Genomic DNA, 16,823 nt, shown 5'->3' on the forward strand with positions numbered 1-16,823 from the left:
CACTAAGATAACTTATTAAAACGTCCTGTTGATTAAGCTTTTTGGCTGAACCCCTTGGAACTGGAGCGCATTGTATAGAGTTATCGTTAGAGGTCAAGCGTAAATTTCAATTTAATTCACTTTTTTTATCAAATACTCTTTAAGTGTTCAAACCGTATACAATCAGCGTTCACATTGATTATAAAAAACGCAAGCGATACAACTTTACATACAAAGACCACCATCTATTTCTATGACTCGGCCGGTAAAAAATTCATTTTCAAAAATGTATTTTGCCGTATGGGCTATTTCATCAGCCTCTCCTAGGCGCCCCACTGGTTTCATTTTCTCTAATCTATCACGCATTTCTGGCTTCATTGCGTCTGTCATGGCAGTACGAATGACGCCGGGTGCTATTGCTCCTACTCGGATGCCGTGTCGACCAAGTTCCCTGGCCCAGGTTGTAGTCATCGCTACTACACCTGCTTTTGCTGCAGCATAATTAGTTTGTCCAATATTTCCAGCGCGAGCGATCGATGACATATTAACAATAACACCTTTTCTATTTGACTCAATCATGTGGACTGCAGCTTCTCGGCCACATAAAAATACGCCTGTTAAATTAACGTCTATCACTGATTGAAATTGCTTCAATGACATTTTTTTACTGACTACTCCGTCTTTAGCTTTCACAAACATACCATCACGTAATATACCGGCATTGTTAATCAAGCCATCAATACCCGCAAAGTCACTATTAATTTTTTTAAAGGTATTTTCAACGTTCGCCTCAATACTGACATTCGCTATGTAATATTTAACTTTGCCGCCTACGGACTCGATCAGCTGCGCCGTTTCTTGTAATAGTGTTTCATTAAGATCAATTATCGCAATATTGGCACCGCTTTTAGCAAAGTCGATTGCCATTGTACGACCAAGCCCCTGCCCACCACCGGTAATGACAATCGTTTTGTTTGTTAGATTCATAATATTCTCTTTGCAAGGTTTTTTATTGTTTAGACTTGTTAAAAAGGTCAAATATGCTAGAAAAATCTTTGCTACCATTACCAGCGGCGGCGTGCATAGCGTATAAGTTGCGTGCTAGTGCTCCCATCGGGGTGGATGAGTGACTACTAATAGCGGTATCCATAGCTAAACCTAAGTCTTTTGCCATGAGATCAACCATAAAGCCACTTTGATAATTATTGGAAGAGGGAACGTTATCCATTACACCTGGGCATGGGTTGTAAACATCTAAGGTCCAATTACTGCCTGAACTGTTACTCATAATGTTTGATAGTACTTTTGCATCTAAGCCATTTGCTAGCCCTAGCTGTATCGCTTCACTGGTACCCACCATTAATACTGACAACAACATATTGTTGCATACTTTTGCAACCTGCCCAGCGCCGTGCTCACCCGCATGAAAAATATTTTTTCCCATTGCACTTAAAATAGGCGTTACTTGATGAAACTCTTTATCACTAGCGCCAACCATAAAACTTAACGTGCCAGCAATTGCTCCACCAACACCACCCGATACAGGTGCGTCAACAAAGCCAATCCCTTGCTCCGCTAAGGCTATTGCTACTTTACGCGATGTTTCTGCATCGATTGTTGATGAGTCAATCACTATACTGCCTTGAGTAATATGATGTAATAGCCCTGTTTTTTCTGATAAATACACTTCTTCGACATGCTTACCTGCAGGTAACATAGAGATAATAAATTGAGTGTTTTTAACGCAGTCTAACGCACTTGCTTTAGTACTAGCCCCTTGTTCGACTAATTGCGTTACTGCTGCTGTTGATAAATCAAACACACAAACTTGGTGTCCGGCTTTAACCAAGTTAATGGCCATTGGACCGCCCATATTTCCTAAGCCTATAAATGCAATATTCGCCATTAGTTACCCCTCTTATATTGTTATTCTTTACCGCCTTTCGCTAAATACATCAATATTCTATACGCGCTAATGGATGTTGTGCTGGTGCCCACTTAGGCTCAAAAAACCAGTTGATAACGTTTTTATCAACTGCTGCTACTGACGGAAAGTGCCACTGAGGAGCATTATCTTTATCAATCAGTAACGCCCTCACTCCTTCAACGAATTCTCCGAATTGCCCTGATTTCACTGACAAATTTAATTCCATGCGAAAGCAATCAGCCAAAGATAGTGATTTTCCATATTCTAATTGCTGATATGCAATTGAAGCGCTTAATGCACTGCCGTGTTTAAGGGACTGTTGCGCTCGGTTAAACCACTTGTCTTGACAGCTGGCCGTTAAAATAGCATCAACTATTTCAGTTAAAGTGTTAAAGCTAGTCACTTGTTTAATCAGTGCGTTATGTTCTATTAATTTACTTTGAGGGAGACTTTCTATTGCATCTTGTTCAAAGTGTATTAATAGATTAGAAATTTTTTCATGGTTAGTCTTTACCGACTTCTGCCAGTCTAATTGAACCAGCTGTTCAAGTAGTAACTCTTTATTTTTATTTACAATAAAGTAGTCAGCTAAATTAGCATACTTAGCATCCGCGGCATTAATTGATGCTCCAGTCATTGCAAGGAATAAGCCTGTATTCTCTGGAGTACGGTTTAAGAAGTAACTTCCTCCAACATCTGGATAAAGACCGATACTAATTTCTGGCATAGCAATACGCGATTTTTCTGTCACTATGCGGTGACTCCCCCCTACCATTAACCCAAGTCCCCCCCCCATTACAATGCCATCTCCCCACACAATAAAAGGTTTAGTAAATGTATGGATTAGGTAATCTAATTGATATTCTTTCGCAAAATACTCTTCTAACTCAGGGGCGTAACCATCGATATTTTTACCCGTTTCGGTGCTCTTCATAGCTTGATACATGTGAACAATATCACCACCTGCGCAAAACGCCTTTTGTCCTTCACCCTGTAAAAAAACAGCAACTATATCACTTTGTGTTTGCCAGCGTTGTAATTGCGGGTAGAGTAAGTCGATCATGTCTGCACTAAGTGCATTCAATGACCGGGGCGAGTTGAGTGTTGCAACGGCAATTTTTTTGCCATTGGCACAATCAAGCTCCTGAAAAAGTACGACATTATTCATATTAATTTACCTGCTCCTTCTGTTAATAAACGCCGAGCAATAATAACTCGCATAATTTCATTAGTACCCTCTAAAATTTGGTGCACCCGTACATCTCTGAAATGTCGCTCTAATGGGAATTCTTTAATGTATCCATAACCACCATGAATTTGTAACGCGGCGTCACAAACTTCAAAGCCAATATCTGTTGCAAAACGCTTTGCCATCGCGCAATATGCAGTTACTTCAGCATCATTTTGGTCTAACTTATAAGCGGCTAAACGCACTAATTGGCGAGCTGCGACTAACTCTGTTGCCATATCAGCTAGTTTAAACTGCAAACCTTGAAAAGCGGCAATCGGTTTACCAAACTGTTCCCGCTCTTTCATATACGCCGTAGCAACATTTAATGCTTGTTGCGCAGTACCAATTGAGCAGGAAGCAATGTTAATACGGCCGCCATCAAGCCCTTTCATGGCCATTGAAAAACCTTCACCTTCATTACCTAGTAAGTTTTCTATAGGCACTTTTACATTATCAAAGGTGATTTGACGAGTAGGTTGAGCATTCCAGCCAAGTTTTTCTTCGGCTTTACCATAGATAATCCCCTCTAGGTTAGCAGGTATGGCCAAGGCTGATATACCTTTAGCTCCTGCCTCACCCGTTCTGACCATCACCACTAAAACGTCAGTAGCGCCAGCACCTGAAATAAACACTTTTGAACCATTAACAAGATAATAATCACCGTCTTTTGTCGCCGATGTTCTTAATGAAGCAGCATCTGAGCCAGAGCTAGGCTCAGTTAAGCAATATGAAGCGAGCTTTTCACCGGTAACTAAAGCGGGACACCAGGCATCTTTAACAACGTTTTTACCCCAGGTTGCTATCATCCAGGTAGCCATATTATGAATAGTCATCATCGCGGTTGTTGCTGTGCACCCCATAGCTAATTGCTCAAAAATAATAGATGAATCTAAGCGACTTAACTGCAAACCGCCCGCCACTTCGGGGGTGTACAAAGCACAAAACCCTAACTCACCGGCTTTAGCAATGACCTCCTTAGGAAACGTGTGGTATTGATCCCATTTCGCCGCATTAGGCAATAGTTCGGTATCACTAAATTGTTTCGCGGTGTCAGCAAACATTTGCTGATCTTGTGTTAAGTCAAAATTCATTTTTATTCTCTTATTTTTACAAATCAACTACAGTAGTTCTAACGCAATCGCTGTTGCTTCACCACCACCTATACATAAAGCAGCAACGCCTTTTGGCTTAGTACCATCGGTTGGGGCTTTACTTTTTAGAGCATGAATGAGTGTAACCATAATGCGTGCGCCACTTGCGCCTAATGGGTGCCCTAACGCACAAGCGCCACCATGAATATTGACCTTATTTATGTCTAAATTCATTTCTTTAACGGCAAGCATGGTAACCATGGCAAAAGCTTCATTTATTTCAAATAAATCAACATCTGCTGCACGCCAACCTGCTTTAGCTAATACTTTATTCATTGCCCCTACTGGCGCGACGGTAAATTCAGCAGGTTTTTGTGCATGTGTTGCATGCGCCACCACTTTACAAAGTGGTGTTAAGCCCTGCTCTTTTGCCGTTGACAGTTTCATCATAACAAGTGCTGCAGCGCCATCAGAAATTGAGCTTGAATTAGCCGCGGTTATCGTGCCATCTTTTTTAAAGGCTGCGCGTAATGAGGGGATTTTGTCTGGCCGAGCATTAGCGGGTTGTTCGTCTGTATCAATAACAGTATCACCACGTCTACTTGTTACCGTAACGGGTGTAATTTCGTTTTTAAAAGCGCCTGACTCAATCGCTGCGTTGGCACGAGATAAAGAGCGAATAGCAAATTCATCCATAGTTTCACGACTAAAACCGGCTTTATCGGCTGTATCTTGGGCAAAACATCCCATTGAAACACCATCGTAAGCATTTTCTAAACCATCAAGCATCATATGATCGAGCACTTGACCATGCCCCATACGCATACCCGCTCTAGCTTTTGGTAAAAGGTAAGGCGCATTACTCATACTTTCCATTCCACCAGCTACCGCAACGTCAATTGAGCCCGCAAGTAAAGCATCATGTGCTTGCATTGCAGCTTTCATACCTGAACCACAAACCTTATTAATAGTAGTACATACAGTGGATAAGTCTAAACCTGCTGCAATCGCGGCTTGCCTTGCTGGCGCTTGCTTTAAGCCTGCAGGTAAAACACAGCCCATAATCACTTCATCAACATGAGCACTGTCTAATGTTGCTTGAGCAACAGCCGCTTTAATTGCAGCAGCGCCTAGATCAGGCGCTGTCACATTGGCAAAACAGCCGCTAAAGCCGCCCATTGGGGTTCTTACTGCTGAAACAATGACGATAGGGTCACTTGATGACATGATATTCTCCAAAATAAAATAAGGTGTTTTAAATACTATTTGCCAAATAGACTACATCAACACAGGGTTTACGCCAACGTAAACTTTAGTGCTAGTCTCGCCAATTTTATTCGGTTTGTAATGAGTTTGTTACACTAAACTCTCTGAATATAAACTTTACGTTTACGTAAACTTCAGGTAGAATTACTTCATCATTACATTCATTGTTAACAAGATCAATAATGGACATAAAAAATAAAGTAAAACAAGCACAGTACTCTATTAGTGAATTATCGAAAACATTTGACATAACTACGCGTAGTATTCGGTTTTATGAAGACCAAGGGCTTATTAGCCCAACACGAAAAGGGCAAACCCGTGTCTACAACCAAAGAGACAAGGTTAGGCTTAAACTTATATTACGTGGTAAACGTTTAGGTTTTTCCCTGGCTGAAACCGGACGCCTCTTTGAACTTTACGACGCTGACAAATCTAGCGCCAAACAGTTATCAAGTATGATGACGTTAATTTCACAGAAAAAAAATGATTTAAAGCAACAACTTGATGACATTAATGCGGTACTAATCGAGCTCAATGATTTAGAAGATAATTGTCAAGCCATACTGACTAAACTAACGCAATAAAAAACCAATAATTGACACTATTTATCGCAAGTAACAACTATAGTTAACCTCATTAAATAAAAGGATCTATCATGATTTCTCCCTTTAACTCACTTAATTTTAATTTAGGCGAAACTGTCGATATGATCCGCGATCAAGTCAATGCTTTTGTGCGTGAGGAAATAGCCCCGCGGGCAGCACAAATTGACATCGACAATGAATTCCCTAGCGATTTATGGCGAAAATTTGGCGATATGGGTCTATTAGGGATGACAGTTGAAGAAGAATACGGTGGCTCTGGTTTAGGTTATTTGGAACATATTGTTGCGATGCAAGAAATTTCTCGAGCCTCTGCTTCGGTTGGTTTAAGTTATGGAGCGATGTCGAACTTATGTTTAAATCAACTGCGTAAAAACGGTTCGCATGAGCAAAAATTAAAATATTTACCCAAGCTTTGCACGGGCGAACATATTGGTGCATTAGCAATGAGCGAGCCTAATGCCGGTAGCGATGTTGTCAGCATGAAACTTAGCGCAGATAAACAAGGTGACAAATATATTTTAAATGGTAATAAAATGTGGATAACCAATGGTCCTGATGCTGACGTTTTTGTTATTTACGCTAAAACCGATACGAGCGCGGGGTCAAAAGGCATTACCGCTTTTATTGTAGAGCGTGACTACCCTGGTTTTTCTCGCCATCAAAAACTCGACAAACTGGGAATGCGTGGCTCAAACACTTGTGAACTGGTTTTTCAAGACTGTGAAGTACCGGCCGAAAACATTTTAGGCCAAGAAGGTAAAGGTGTTCGTGTATTAATGTCTGGTTTAGATTATGAGCGCGTTGTTCTATCAGGGGGATCGTTAGGTATTATGGATGCTTGTATGGACTTAGTTGTCCCTTATATTCACGACCGAAAACAATTTGGGCAGTCAATTGGTGAGTTTCAATTAGTACAAGGGAAAGTTGCTGATATGTACACACAGATGAATGCCGCTAAATCATACGCTTACATGGTTGCTGCTGCATGTGATCGCGATGAAACTACTCGTAAAGATTCTGCCGCCGTTATTTTATATGCTGCGGAGTTAGCAACAAAAATGGCACTTGATACCATTCAATTATTAGGTGGTAATGGCTATATCAATGAGTTTCCTGCGGGGCGTTTATTACGTGATGCCAAGCTTTATGAAATTGGCGCAGGCACCTCAGAGATCCGCAGAATGCTGATAGGACGTGAGTTATTCAATGAGTCAAAGTAACAATTTATTTTATTGCTAGTTAACTCAATGACTGTGTCAAATAATACTTAATGGCTATCATCAACGCCGCGTTATTACCTGTATTTATAATAACTAGTTTTAAACTAAAACATTAGGTATTCAACTGATTTTTTAAAGAAAACTACTAACGACAATAGGATCTCCCGTGGCTAAGATCATTTCAAAAATTAACACACGCAGTCAAGACTTTTTAGATAACGCTGCATATATGAAATCGCAGGTTGATGATTTACATAACAAGCTTGATAAAATAAAACTTGGTGGTGGCGAACATGCGCGTGAGCGCCACCTTAGCCGCGGTAAATTACTACCCAGAGACAGAGTTAATGCCCTCTTAGATGATGGCTCTGCTTTTTTAGAATTTTCGCAATTAGCTGCCTACCAGGTTTACCAAGATACTGTGCCAAGTGCGGGTATAATTACCGGCATTGGCCGAGTGAGCGGCCAAGAATGTGTTATTGTTGCCAATGACGCAACGGTAAAAGGCGGTACTTATTATCCCTTAACCGTAAAAAAACATTTAAGAGCACAAGCCATTGCACAAGAAAATAACCTCCCTTGTATTTATCTTGTTGACTCTGGTGGTGCTAATTTACCTAACCAAGACGATGTATTTCCTGACAAAGAGCACTTTGGTCGTATTTTCTTTAACCAAGCAAACATGTCGGCTAAAAACATTCCACAAATAGCCGTGGTCATGGGTTCATGTACAGCTGGTGGCGCATATGTACCTGCCATGGCAGATGAGTCTATTATTGTTAAAGAACAAGGCACAATATTCTTAGCTGGCCCTCCTTTAGTAAAAGCAGCAACGGGTGAAGTAGTAACCGCGGAAGACTTAGGCGGCGCAGATGTGCACTGTCGTACATCGGGTGTTACCGACCATTATGCGCAAAACGATCACCATGCACTTAAGATAGCCCGCTGCGCTGTTAAAAATTTAAACCGTGTTAAAAACATAGAGCTTAACTTTCAAGAAGTTCAAGCACCTGAATACCCTAGTAACGATATCTACGGCATTATTCCAAAAGATACCCGTCAACCCTATGATGTTCGTGAAGTGATCGCTCGGATTGTTGATGCCAGTGAATTTAATGAATTTAAAGCCCTTTATGGCAGCACCTTAGTGTGCGGTTTTGCAAACATCTACGGCTACCCTGTTGGTATGGTCGCTAATAACGGCGTGTTATTTGGCGAGTCGGCAGAAAAAGGCGCTCATTTTATTCAATTGTGTGCCCAACGAAAAATCCCATTGGTGTTTTTACAAAACATCACAGGTTTTATGGTCGGCAAACAATATGAGTCAGGCGGTATCGCCAAGCATGGCGCAAAAATGGTGACCGCAGTGGCTACTGCACAAGTACCTAAGTTTACGGTATTAATTGGTGGAAGCTTTGGCGCTGGTAATTACGGCATGTGTGGCCGAGCCTACGACCCTCGCTTCTTATTTATGTGGCCAAATGCCCGTATTTCAGTCATGGGCGGCGAACAAGCTGCCGGTGTAATGGCACAAGTGACCCGTGATAAAAAAGAAAAACTTGGTGAAAGCTGGAGTGAAGCTGACGAGCAAGCCTTTAAGCAGCCCATTATTGATGATTACGAACACCAAGGTCACCCATATTATGCGTCAGCGAGATTATGGGATGATGGCATAATCGACCCTGCAGATACACGGCAAGTATTAGGTTTAGCTATTTCAGCTTCATTAAATAAACCGATTGAAGATACCAAATTTGGTGTCTTTAGAATGTAAGATTTTAGCCTATGAACTTTAGTTTACACATTAATTTTGGCTGTCTGTTAAGCCAATAGAAAACGTATATAAACAAAAGTCAGGTTGATATTGTGGACACAGGTTATGGATGCAAATTATGGCTATAAATGACGAAAAAATTTTATTTGAAGTAAACGAACAAGGAGTTGCAACCGTTACTTTAAATAACCCCGACAAGCACAATGCGTTTGACGATGACATTATTAAACAATTAACCACTATTTTTAATGACCTTAGCAAACGTGATAACGTCAGCATTATGGTGTTAGCCTCAAACGGTAAAAGCTTTAGTGCTGGTGCTGACTTAGGCTGGATGAAACGGATGGCAAGTTACTCTTATGAAGATAACTTAAACGATGCTAATGCCTTAGCTCAAATGTTAAAAGCGTTGAATTTTCTACCACAAACGACCATAGCTAAAATTCAAGGGGCTGCGTTTGGTGGTGCGGTTGGCTTAGCCAGCTGTTGCGATATAGTAATAGCTAGCACCAAAGCAAGTTTTTGTTTAAGTGAAGTGAAACTCGGCTTAATCCCTGCCACTATCAGCCCTTATGTAATTGCAGCAATCGGCTTAAAAGCCAGTAGACGCTACTTTCAAACCGCAGAACGATTCTTTAGTGATAAAGCCCTGCAACTTGGGTTAGTCGATGAAGTGATTGAACCCCACCAGTTAAACGATACTGTGAATAACATGATAGCAACTTTACTAACCAACGGTAGTCAAGCAAGAAGGCAAGCAAAAAAACTTTGCCAAGAAATCGCATTTAACAAAATCAATGATGCCTTGCTAGCAGATACAAGTGAACGTATCGCCACTATCCGCGTATCAAGTGAAGGCCAAGAAGGTTTAAGCGCTTTTTTTGAAAAACGTTCGCCAAACTGGCAATAACAAAAGCATGACTAGCACCTGTAAACGCATTCTAGGAAATAAAAGATGTTTGATAAAATATTAATTGCTAACCGTGGTGAAATCGCCTGCCGCATTATAAAAACAGCTCGAAAAATGGGCGTGTTAACCGTCGCTGTTTACTCCGATGCCGATAAAGAGGCTGTGCATGTGCAGATGGCAGACGAAGCTATTTATCTTGGCCCTTCACCCGCGCGTGAGAGTTACCTTTTAGGCGACAAGGTTATCGCTGCAGCCTTACAAACTGGCGCGCAAGCAATTCATCCCGGTTATGGCTTTTTATCAGAAAATGCAGAATTTTGCAGAGCTTGTGCTGCGCACAATATTATTTTTATCGGCCCACCTGCTGGCGCAATAGAGGCGATGGGTTCAAAGTCTGCCGCCAAAAACATCATGGAAAAAGCCAATGTTCCCTTAGTGCCGGGCTATCACGGCGCTGACCAAACAAGCGATGTTATTAAAAAGGCTGCCGATGATATGGGCTACCCTGTATTATTAAAAGCTACTGCAGGTGGTGGCGGTAAAGGAATGCGCCAGCTATGGAGTGAAGCAGAGTTTGACGAAGGCTTAGCCGCAGCAAAGCGTGAGGCCATGTCATCTTTTGGCGACGATACCATGTTAGTAGAAAAATACTTAACGCAGCCTCGTCATGTTGAAATTCAAGTATTTTGTGATAATCATCAAAATGCAGTCTACTTATTTGAACGAGATTGCTCAGTACAACGCCGGCACCAAAAGGTAATTGAAGAGGCTCCCGCCTTTGATATGAGTGAAGAGCTTCGAGCAAAAATGGGTGAGGCAGCAATTAAATCAGCACAGGCGATTGGCTACCAAGGAGCTGGTACGGTTGAGTTTTTACTTGACGTAGATGGTGCTTTCTACTTTATGGAAATGAACACCCGTTTACAAGTAGAACACCCCGTTACTGAGATGATCAGCGGCCAAGATTTAGTAGAATGGCAATTACGTGTTGCTGCAGGTGAAAAACTACCTAAAAATCAACAACAACTTGTGCTCAACGGGCATGCCTTTGAAGCTAGGATATACGCTGAAGATCCTAACAACGATTTTTTACCTGCAACAGGTAAATTACGCTTACTACAAACTCCTATTGAAAGTGAACATGTTCGAATTGATACAGGCGTCCGTCAAGGGGATGAGGTTAGTGTTTACTACGACCCTATGATTGCAAAGCTAATTGTATGGGATGAAAACCGTGACAAAGCATTACAACGTTTAAGTAAAGCATTGAGCGAATACCGAATACATGGCGTTGTCACAAATATTGATTTTCTTTATAAGTTAGCTACATCAAAGCCCTTTATTGAAAAAGACATTGATACGCGCTTTATTGAAAAAAACAATGATCTTATTTTTCATAATAAAACACAGCGTTTGCAAGACGAATTAGCCATTGCCGCTTTGTATTTACTACTTAACATGCAAGCAAAAGCGCACAAAAGAAGTAAAGCAAGTGCTCAACAAAACAATGACCCACACTCACCTTGGCACCATGCAAATGCTTGGCGCTTAAATGATGCTCAGTTGCATACCTTTATAATAGCGCACCATAATATTGAATATACCGTTAAAGTTGCACAAACACTACAAGGTAATGAGACTTGCTATAACATTAGTATCAATAATGAAAACGTTAATTGCCAAGCAAACTTAAATAAGGAGTTTATCTCTACCACTATTAATGGTCATCGCAGTAAAACCACCGTTAGCCTTATTAAAAACAATATTCGTTTATACCGAAATAATGGTGTTTTTGATTTTAGCCATGTATTACCTGATTGTGGCCAACACGAAAGTGATAGTCATCATGGTGGTTTAACCGCCCCAATGAATGGCACTATCGTTAGGGTATTAGTGAAAACTGGCGACACTGTCAGTAAAGGCCAGTCACTTGCTATTATGGAAGCCATGAAAATGGAACATACCATTAAAGCACCAAACAATGGCACCATTAGTGAGGTTTTTTTTCAGGCGGGTGAAAAAATTGACGGTGGCGTAGCGTTATTGACTTTTTGTCAGCAAGACAACAGTAAATCATCAGACAGCATCAACCGTAACCACAGCTAACGATAAGGTGTAAGCATGCGTAATACCTTCCCCCTTCTGCTACCTAATAAGGTTAAAATAGTTGAAGTTGGCCCAAGAGATGGCCTGCAAAACGAAGCGACTCTTATTAATACAAATGATAAAATAGCGCTAATAGAAAAGCTTGCTGATGCTGGGATTAACTACATAGAAAGCGGTAGTTTTGTTTCCCCTAAATGGGTGCCACAAATGGCAACCTCAAGCGAAGTGTTTGAAAAGTTAACCCGGAAAAATGGTGTCACTTATGCAGCGCTAACTCCCAACATGCATGGTTTTAACGGGGCAATGATAGCCAATGCAGACGAAGTGGCTATTTTTGGCGCTGCATCTGAAAGCTTTAGTCAAAAAAACATTAACTGTACCATTGAAGAAAGCCTTGCGCGATTTGCTCCCATAATGACGGTTGCCAAACAAAAAAACATTAAGGTGCGTGGTTATGTGTCTTGTACCTTAGGCTGCCCTTACGAAGGCGAGGTAACGCCTACTCAAGTTGCTAATGTTGCTAAAAAGCTATACGAAATGGGTTGTTATGAGATATCCCTGGGAGACACGATTGGTGTGGGTACGCCCGCACAGGTAACTAGCATGATACAAGCCGTTAACGCTCACATCCCAATAAATAAATTAGCAGTCCACTTTCATGACACTTATGGACAAGCATTAACGAATATCTACACTGCCCTGCAAATGGGAATTAAGGTCGTCGATAGTGCTATTGCAGGCTTAGGTGGTTGCCCTTATGCTAAGGGTGCGTCAGGCAATGTAGCCACTGAAGATCTTGTGTACATGCTCAATGGTTTAAATATTGAAACAGGCATAGACTTTACGCAATTACTTGAAGCAGGTTGGTTTATCAGCGATAAGCTTGGCAGAGCACCTATATCAAAAGTATCAAATGCTTACCTAGCTAATAAGCGCTAACAACAGTTAACTACAGCTCAAATAAAAGTGCTTATTATTTTATATAAAAAATAATAAGCAACGAACAAACAAGTACAAACATTGAGGATAATATAATGGCAGGATTTGACAAAGTAGTGTCTAGTTATGACGAAGCAATGGCTGGGCTAACCGATAACATGACTGTTATCGCAGGGGGGTTTGGTTTATGCGGAATTCCTGAGAACTTAATTAATGAAATCAAGCGCAAAGGCACAAAAGGTTTAACGTTAGTATCCAATAACTGCGGCGTTGATGATTTTGGCTTAGGAATTTTACTTCCTGAGCGCCAAATAAAAAAAATTATTGCTTCATATGTCGGAGAAAATGCTGAATTTGAACGACAAATGATGGCCGGTGAATTAGAGGTTGAATTGACACCGCAAGGGACACTAGCCGAGAAAATGCGTGCCGGTGGTGCAGGAATCCCCGCGTTTTATACCGCTACAGGTGTCGGCACCCCCGTTGCTGAAGGTAAAGATGAGCGCCAATTTAATGGCCGAGATTATATTTTAGAAGAAGCAATTACCGGTGATTTCGCCATTGTAAAAGCATGGAAAGCCGATCGATATGGCAACTTAGTTTATAGAAAAACTGCCCGTAACTTTAATCCTATGGCTGCCACTGCTGGAAAAATTACCGTGGTTGAAGTAGAAGAAATTGTTGAACCTGGCGAGTTAGACCCAGATCAAATTCATACACCCGGCATATATGTCGATCGTTTAATTTTAGGCACATTCGAAAAGCGCATAGAACAACGCACTATTCGTTCATAAGACTCATACTAAAAATAACAATTACGCTGGCTACCAGTTTAATACCATCACCTAATTATGGGGTTAGCTAAAACACTAACCTAGGGTATTAGTACATCAATGGTACTTAACTAACGACAGCAAAGGAGATTAACAATGGCTCTATCAAGAGAACAACTTGCACAACGTGTTGCCCAAGAACTTCAAGATGGTTACTACGTAAATTTAGGTATAGGCATTCCTACACTCGTTGCTAACTATATCCCTGAAGGTATCGAGGTGATGCTACAATCTGAAAATGGCCTGCTAGGAATGGGGCAATTTCCAACCGAAGACGAAATAGATGCCGATTTAATTAACGCCGGCAAACAAACTGTTACTATGGCAACAGGCGCTTCACTATTTAGCTCTGCAGATTCATTTGCCATGATTCGTGGTGGCCATGTTGACCTCACAGTCCTTGGTGCTTTTGAAGTCGATGTAAATGGTAATATTGCTTCGTATATGATCCCAGGAAAATTAATCAAAGGCATGGGCGGAGCAATGGACCTTGTAGCAGGTGCTGATAACATCATTGTTACTATGACACATGCATCAAAACATGGCATTTCTAAACTTTTAAATAACTGTACCCTCCCCTTAACCGGCAAAGGTTGTATCAAAAAAGTACTCACCGACCTAGCACTTATCGAAATTAAACAGGGTAAATTTCATTTATTAGAACGCGCACCAGGTGTGTCAGTAGAAGAAATTATCGCGTTAACAGAAGGTGAACTTGTCGTAGGTGAAAATACGCCCGAAATGCAATTTTAAAGGTTAAAGGGATTAAAGATTTTATATTTTTTCTGAAATTGCTTCCGTTATTTCACACGCACAAAACATTCAAATAAAGCACACTAAACAGCCTTGTTTTTTACGTAACAAAAACAAAAAACACAATAAATTTAACATGTTATTACTATATCCTTACACGGCAGGATATAGTAATTTATATGTTTAATATTACAACAACTTATGTGAAAAGTTGCATTTCTTTACAATATTGGCGATAATTACTATTGACAAAGAAAAGGCAAGGTTCACGAAAGTGTACTACGCAAAACCACCGGCCTAAGGGGTTTTCTAATAGTTGAAAATCTACGGCAGCGGAGTTACCTCGTTAATAGGTACATCCCGTGGTTTTTTCTTTTAATAATCCATTTATATAAAAGGTTACTAAAATGAAAAAATTATTAATAGCTTCTACCATCACTGTTTTAATATTAACGTCTGCTGTATCGACACCTAAAGCACAAGCTTCGAACATTGCACAAAGTATATGTGAGTATGTAGCTGCTGACGACAAGAGACGCATGCGTTCATTTTTAAAGACGAATAAACTAAAAATTCGTCGTATCTTCGACGGTATTCAGTGTAATGGTAAAAACTTATTAGAGTTTGCTTCGGCAAGTGGCGCTGTTGAAACAGGCGCTTTGATGATTGGAAGATTACCAAAGAGTGTTGTTTCTGATAACTTAGCTGCCTTACAAACTGGATCGCAACCATTGATAGATGCTGCAAATGAACGCATTAGCAGCTAATAAATTATTTTCAACTAGGCACACTGCTTAATACTATTTACATCTTTTAGGTGCAAACGGTAAGAAGTAGAAGATTAATTGTTAATAATTCTATGTCATTTTAAAAAGTCAGCTTATGCTGACTTTTTTTTGTCTAAATTTTAATACTAGACTTACCCCCTAACTAGTGATATCAACTACTTAATGACAACCTATTAACACCTGTACTTAAGAAAATATGTTATGACAAGAAGACACAATTATGTTGCCAGTAAAAACGCTTTAGTGTTAACCGGTGGCGGAGCTCGAGCGGCTTACCAAGTAGGCGTCCTTTCTGCTATTACAAAGTTTATCCCTAGGAGCCACGGCATCCCCTTTCCTATTCTTTGTGGTACGTCTGCCGGCGCAATAAATACCACCGCTTTAGGCTGCTATGCATCATGTTTTCATTTAGGGGTAAAAAAACTTGAATGGGTATGGAAAAATCTTGATACGAGCAAAATTTATCATAATAATTCTCGGGGTGTTTTTGGTCATATAGGAAAAGGCATGTTGGCGAGTTTTCAAGCTGATTACGCCAATAAATTGCCGCGTAGTTTATTGAACAACACACCACTTAGGCAGCTTTTAAACTCGGTGATGAACTTCAAGCGTATTGACAATAATATTCTACAAGGGTACTTATCAGCCACGTCAGTCACGGCATCAAGTTATAGTACAGGAAACTCCATTAGCTTTTACCAGGCAGATGACACCATTACCCCATGGAGTAGGGCCAAACGCTGCGGACAACCGACACAACTTAATACCGAGCATTTAATGGCATCAGCAGCCATTCCCTTAGTATTCCCTTCAGTAAAAATAAAAAAGAATCACTTTGGTGACGGCTCTGTCCACCAACTATCACCGCTAAGTCCTGCCATTCACTTAGGTGCAAAACGCATTTTTATTATTGGTGTAGAGCAACCCAAAGTAGCTGTGTATGCTAATGAAAATACCCCTCGCCCACCTACCGCCGCAACCATCGCTGGGCATTTACTCGACTCAATTTTTGCAGATACCATGAGTAGCGATCTAGAGCGCATGGATCGCATCAACAAAACCTTAAAGCTAATTCCAGAAAGTAAAAAAGAAAATATTGAAGGGCTAAAACACATTGATAGCTACATTATTAACCCCAGTCACGACTTCAATACTATCGCGCTTAACTATTACAACGACTTACCCTTACCTGTGAGGCTTTTATTGCGTAGCGCAGGTATTAGCAATGACGCAGATTCAAGTATTATCAGTTACTTATTATTTGAAAAAAACTTTTGCCGAGAATTAATCAAATTAGGGTTCGAGGACGCAATGGAGCAAGAAAATAAAATTAGGAATTTTTTAAATTTACATCAATACGAATAAAGAGTCATATAAAGGCACATCTTTATGCAAACTGAT

General features: G+C 40.6%; 15 protein-coding genes and 1 riboswitch. Of the genes, 10 read left to right on the forward strand and 5 right to left on the reverse strand.

Going from position 1 to position 16,823, the window contains the following annotated elements; translation table 11 throughout:
* Positions 1 to 204: 204 nt before the first annotated feature.
* The 5 genes from AC0UA9_RS14180 to AC0UA9_RS14200 are packed head-to-tail and all read right to left on the reverse strand — an operon-like array spanning position 205 to position 5,455.
* Positions 205 to 966, reverse strand: coding sequence for an SDR family oxidoreductase (locus AC0UA9_RS14180; RefSeq protein WP_475660859.1), 762 nt, complete (start codon positions 964 to 966; stop codon positions 205 to 207).
* 22 nt (positions 967 to 988) lie between these two features.
* Positions 989 to 1,885 (reverse strand): 3-hydroxyisobutyrate dehydrogenase, encoded by an 897-nt coding sequence (gene mmsB / locus AC0UA9_RS14185; protein ID WP_475660861.1) that lies wholly within the window; start codon positions 1,883 to 1,885, stop codon positions 989 to 991.
* 49 nt (positions 1,886 to 1,934) lie between these two features.
* A complete protein-coding gene (locus AC0UA9_RS14190; protein WP_475660863.1) occupies positions 1,935 to 3,074 on the reverse strand; it encodes an enoyl-CoA hydratase/isomerase family protein in 1,140 nt (379 codons plus the stop codon).
* Complete coding sequence (locus AC0UA9_RS14195; RefSeq protein WP_475660865.1) at positions 3,071 to 4,228, reverse strand: acyl-CoA dehydrogenase family protein; 1,158 nt, start codon at positions 4,226 to 4,228, stop codon at positions 3,071 to 3,073. Before AC0UA9_RS14195 ends, AC0UA9_RS14190 begins: the two co-directional genes overlap by 4 nt.
* 27 nt (positions 4,229 to 4,255) lie before the next feature.
* On the reverse strand, positions 4,256 to 5,455 hold the full coding sequence (locus tag AC0UA9_RS14200; RefSeq protein WP_475660867.1) for an acetyl-CoA C-acyltransferase: 1,200 nt from the start codon (positions 5,453 to 5,455) through the stop codon (positions 4,256 to 4,258).
* Between the two features lie 221 nt (positions 5,456 to 5,676).
* Between AC0UA9_RS14200 and AC0UA9_RS14205 the strand changes: the two genes are divergently transcribed.
* The 10 genes from AC0UA9_RS14205 to AC0UA9_RS14250 all read left to right on the forward strand — a co-directional run bounded on the left by AC0UA9_RS14205 (position 5,677) and on the right by AC0UA9_RS14250 (position 16,787).
* Positions 5,677 to 6,078 carry a MerR family transcriptional regulator gene (locus AC0UA9_RS14205; protein WP_475660870.1) on the forward strand — a complete coding sequence of 134 codons (402 nt, stop codon included), beginning with the start codon at positions 5,677 to 5,679 and terminating at the stop codon, positions 6,076 to 6,078.
* A 71-nt stretch (positions 6,079 to 6,149) separates the two neighbouring features.
* Positions 6,150 to 7,319 carry an isovaleryl-CoA dehydrogenase gene (locus tag AC0UA9_RS14210; protein WP_475660874.1) on the forward strand — a complete coding sequence of 390 codons (1,170 nt, stop codon included), beginning with the start codon at positions 6,150 to 6,152 and terminating at the stop codon, positions 7,317 to 7,319.
* Between the two features lie 166 nt (positions 7,320 to 7,485).
* On the forward strand, positions 7,486 to 9,093 hold the full coding sequence (locus AC0UA9_RS14215) for a carboxyl transferase domain-containing protein (protein WP_475660876.1): 1,608 nt from the start codon (positions 7,486 to 7,488) through the stop codon (positions 9,091 to 9,093).
* Positions 9,094 to 9,211: 118 nt separating this feature from the next.
* Positions 9,212 to 10,003 carry an enoyl-CoA hydratase/isomerase family protein gene (locus AC0UA9_RS14220; protein ID WP_475660878.1) on the forward strand — a complete coding sequence of 264 codons (792 nt, stop codon included), beginning with the start codon at positions 9,212 to 9,214 and terminating at the stop codon, positions 10,001 to 10,003.
* Positions 10,004 to 10,048: 45 nt separating this feature from the next.
* On the forward strand, positions 10,049 to 12,109 hold the full coding sequence (locus AC0UA9_RS14225) for an acetyl/propionyl/methylcrotonyl-CoA carboxylase subunit alpha (protein ID WP_475660881.1): 2,061 nt from the start codon (positions 10,049 to 10,051) through the stop codon (positions 12,107 to 12,109).
* 15 nt (positions 12,110 to 12,124) lie between these two features.
* The gene (locus tag AC0UA9_RS14230; protein WP_475660884.1) at positions 12,125 to 13,048 is read left to right on the forward strand and encodes a hydroxymethylglutaryl-CoA lyase; all 924 of its coding nucleotides are present in this window, start codon (positions 12,125 to 12,127) and stop codon (positions 13,046 to 13,048) included.
* Between the two features lie 95 nt (positions 13,049 to 13,143).
* The gene (locus AC0UA9_RS14235) at positions 13,144 to 13,842 is read left to right on the forward strand and encodes a CoA transferase subunit A (protein ID WP_475660885.1); all 699 of its coding nucleotides are present in this window, start codon (positions 13,144 to 13,146) and stop codon (positions 13,840 to 13,842) included.
* 135 nt (positions 13,843 to 13,977) lie between these two features.
* Entirely contained in the window at positions 13,978 to 14,634 is a 657-nt protein-coding gene (locus AC0UA9_RS14240; protein WP_475660886.1) for a 3-oxoacid CoA-transferase subunit B, read from the forward strand.
* Between the two features lie 248 nt (positions 14,635 to 14,882).
* Positions 14,883 to 14,980, forward strand: a riboswitch (cyclic di-GMP riboswitch).
* A 61-nt stretch (positions 14,981 to 15,041) separates the two neighbouring features.
* A complete protein-coding gene (locus AC0UA9_RS14245) occupies positions 15,042 to 15,401 on the forward strand; it encodes a DUF3718 domain-containing protein (RefSeq protein WP_475660888.1) in 360 nt (119 codons plus the stop codon).
* 222 nt (positions 15,402 to 15,623) lie between these two features.
* Positions 15,624 to 16,787, forward strand: a complete 1,164-nt coding sequence (locus tag AC0UA9_RS14250) for a patatin-like phospholipase family protein (RefSeq protein ID WP_475660890.1) — start codon at positions 15,624 to 15,626, stop codon at positions 16,785 to 16,787.
* Positions 16,788 to 16,823 lie beyond the last annotated feature (36 nt).

This window comes from Colwellia sp. F1, from assembly GCF_056238625.1.

What these genes read in the sequence shown, in the direction of transcription:
- AC0UA9_RS14180 (WP_475660859.1), bottom strand. Translation starts at nt 966, where the DNA reads ATGAATCTAACAAACAAAACGATTGTCATTACCGGTGGTGGGCAGGGG.
- mmsB (WP_475660861.1), bottom strand. Translation starts at nt 1,885, where the DNA reads ATGGCGAATATTGCATTTATAGGCTTAGGAAATATGGGCGGTCCAATG.
- AC0UA9_RS14190 (WP_475660863.1), bottom strand. Translation starts at nt 3,074, where the DNA reads ATGAATAATGTCGTACTTTTTCAGGAGCTTGATTGTGCCAATGGCAAA.
- AC0UA9_RS14195 (WP_475660865.1), bottom strand. Translation starts at nt 4,228, where the DNA reads ATGAATTTTGACTTAACACAAGATCAGCAAATGTTTGCTGACACCGCG.
- AC0UA9_RS14200 (WP_475660867.1), bottom strand. Translation starts at nt 5,455, where the DNA reads ATGTCATCAAGTGACCCTATCGTCATTGTTTCAGCAGTAAGAACCCCA.
- AC0UA9_RS14205 (WP_475660870.1), top strand. Translation starts at nt 5,677, where the DNA reads ATGGACATAAAAAATAAAGTAAAACAAGCACAGTACTCTATTAGTGAA.
- AC0UA9_RS14210 (WP_475660874.1), top strand. Translation starts at nt 6,150, where the DNA reads ATGATTTCTCCCTTTAACTCACTTAATTTTAATTTAGGCGAAACTGTC.
- AC0UA9_RS14220 (WP_475660878.1), top strand. Translation starts at nt 9,212, where the DNA reads ATGGCTATAAATGACGAAAAAATTTTATTTGAAGTAAACGAACAAGGA.
- AC0UA9_RS14225 (WP_475660881.1), top strand. Translation starts at nt 10,049, where the DNA reads ATGTTTGATAAAATATTAATTGCTAACCGTGGTGAAATCGCCTGCCGC.
- AC0UA9_RS14230 (WP_475660884.1), top strand. Translation starts at nt 12,125, where the DNA reads ATGCGTAATACCTTCCCCCTTCTGCTACCTAATAAGGTTAAAATAGTT.
- AC0UA9_RS14235 (WP_475660885.1), top strand. Translation starts at nt 13,144, where the DNA reads ATGGCAGGATTTGACAAAGTAGTGTCTAGTTATGACGAAGCAATGGCT.
- AC0UA9_RS14240 (WP_475660886.1), top strand. Translation starts at nt 13,978, where the DNA reads ATGGCTCTATCAAGAGAACAACTTGCACAACGTGTTGCCCAAGAACTT.
- AC0UA9_RS14245 (WP_475660888.1), top strand. Translation starts at nt 15,042, where the DNA reads ATGAAAAAATTATTAATAGCTTCTACCATCACTGTTTTAATATTAACG.
- AC0UA9_RS14250 (WP_475660890.1), top strand. Translation starts at nt 15,624, where the DNA reads ATGACAAGAAGACACAATTATGTTGCCAGTAAAAACGCTTTAGTGTTA.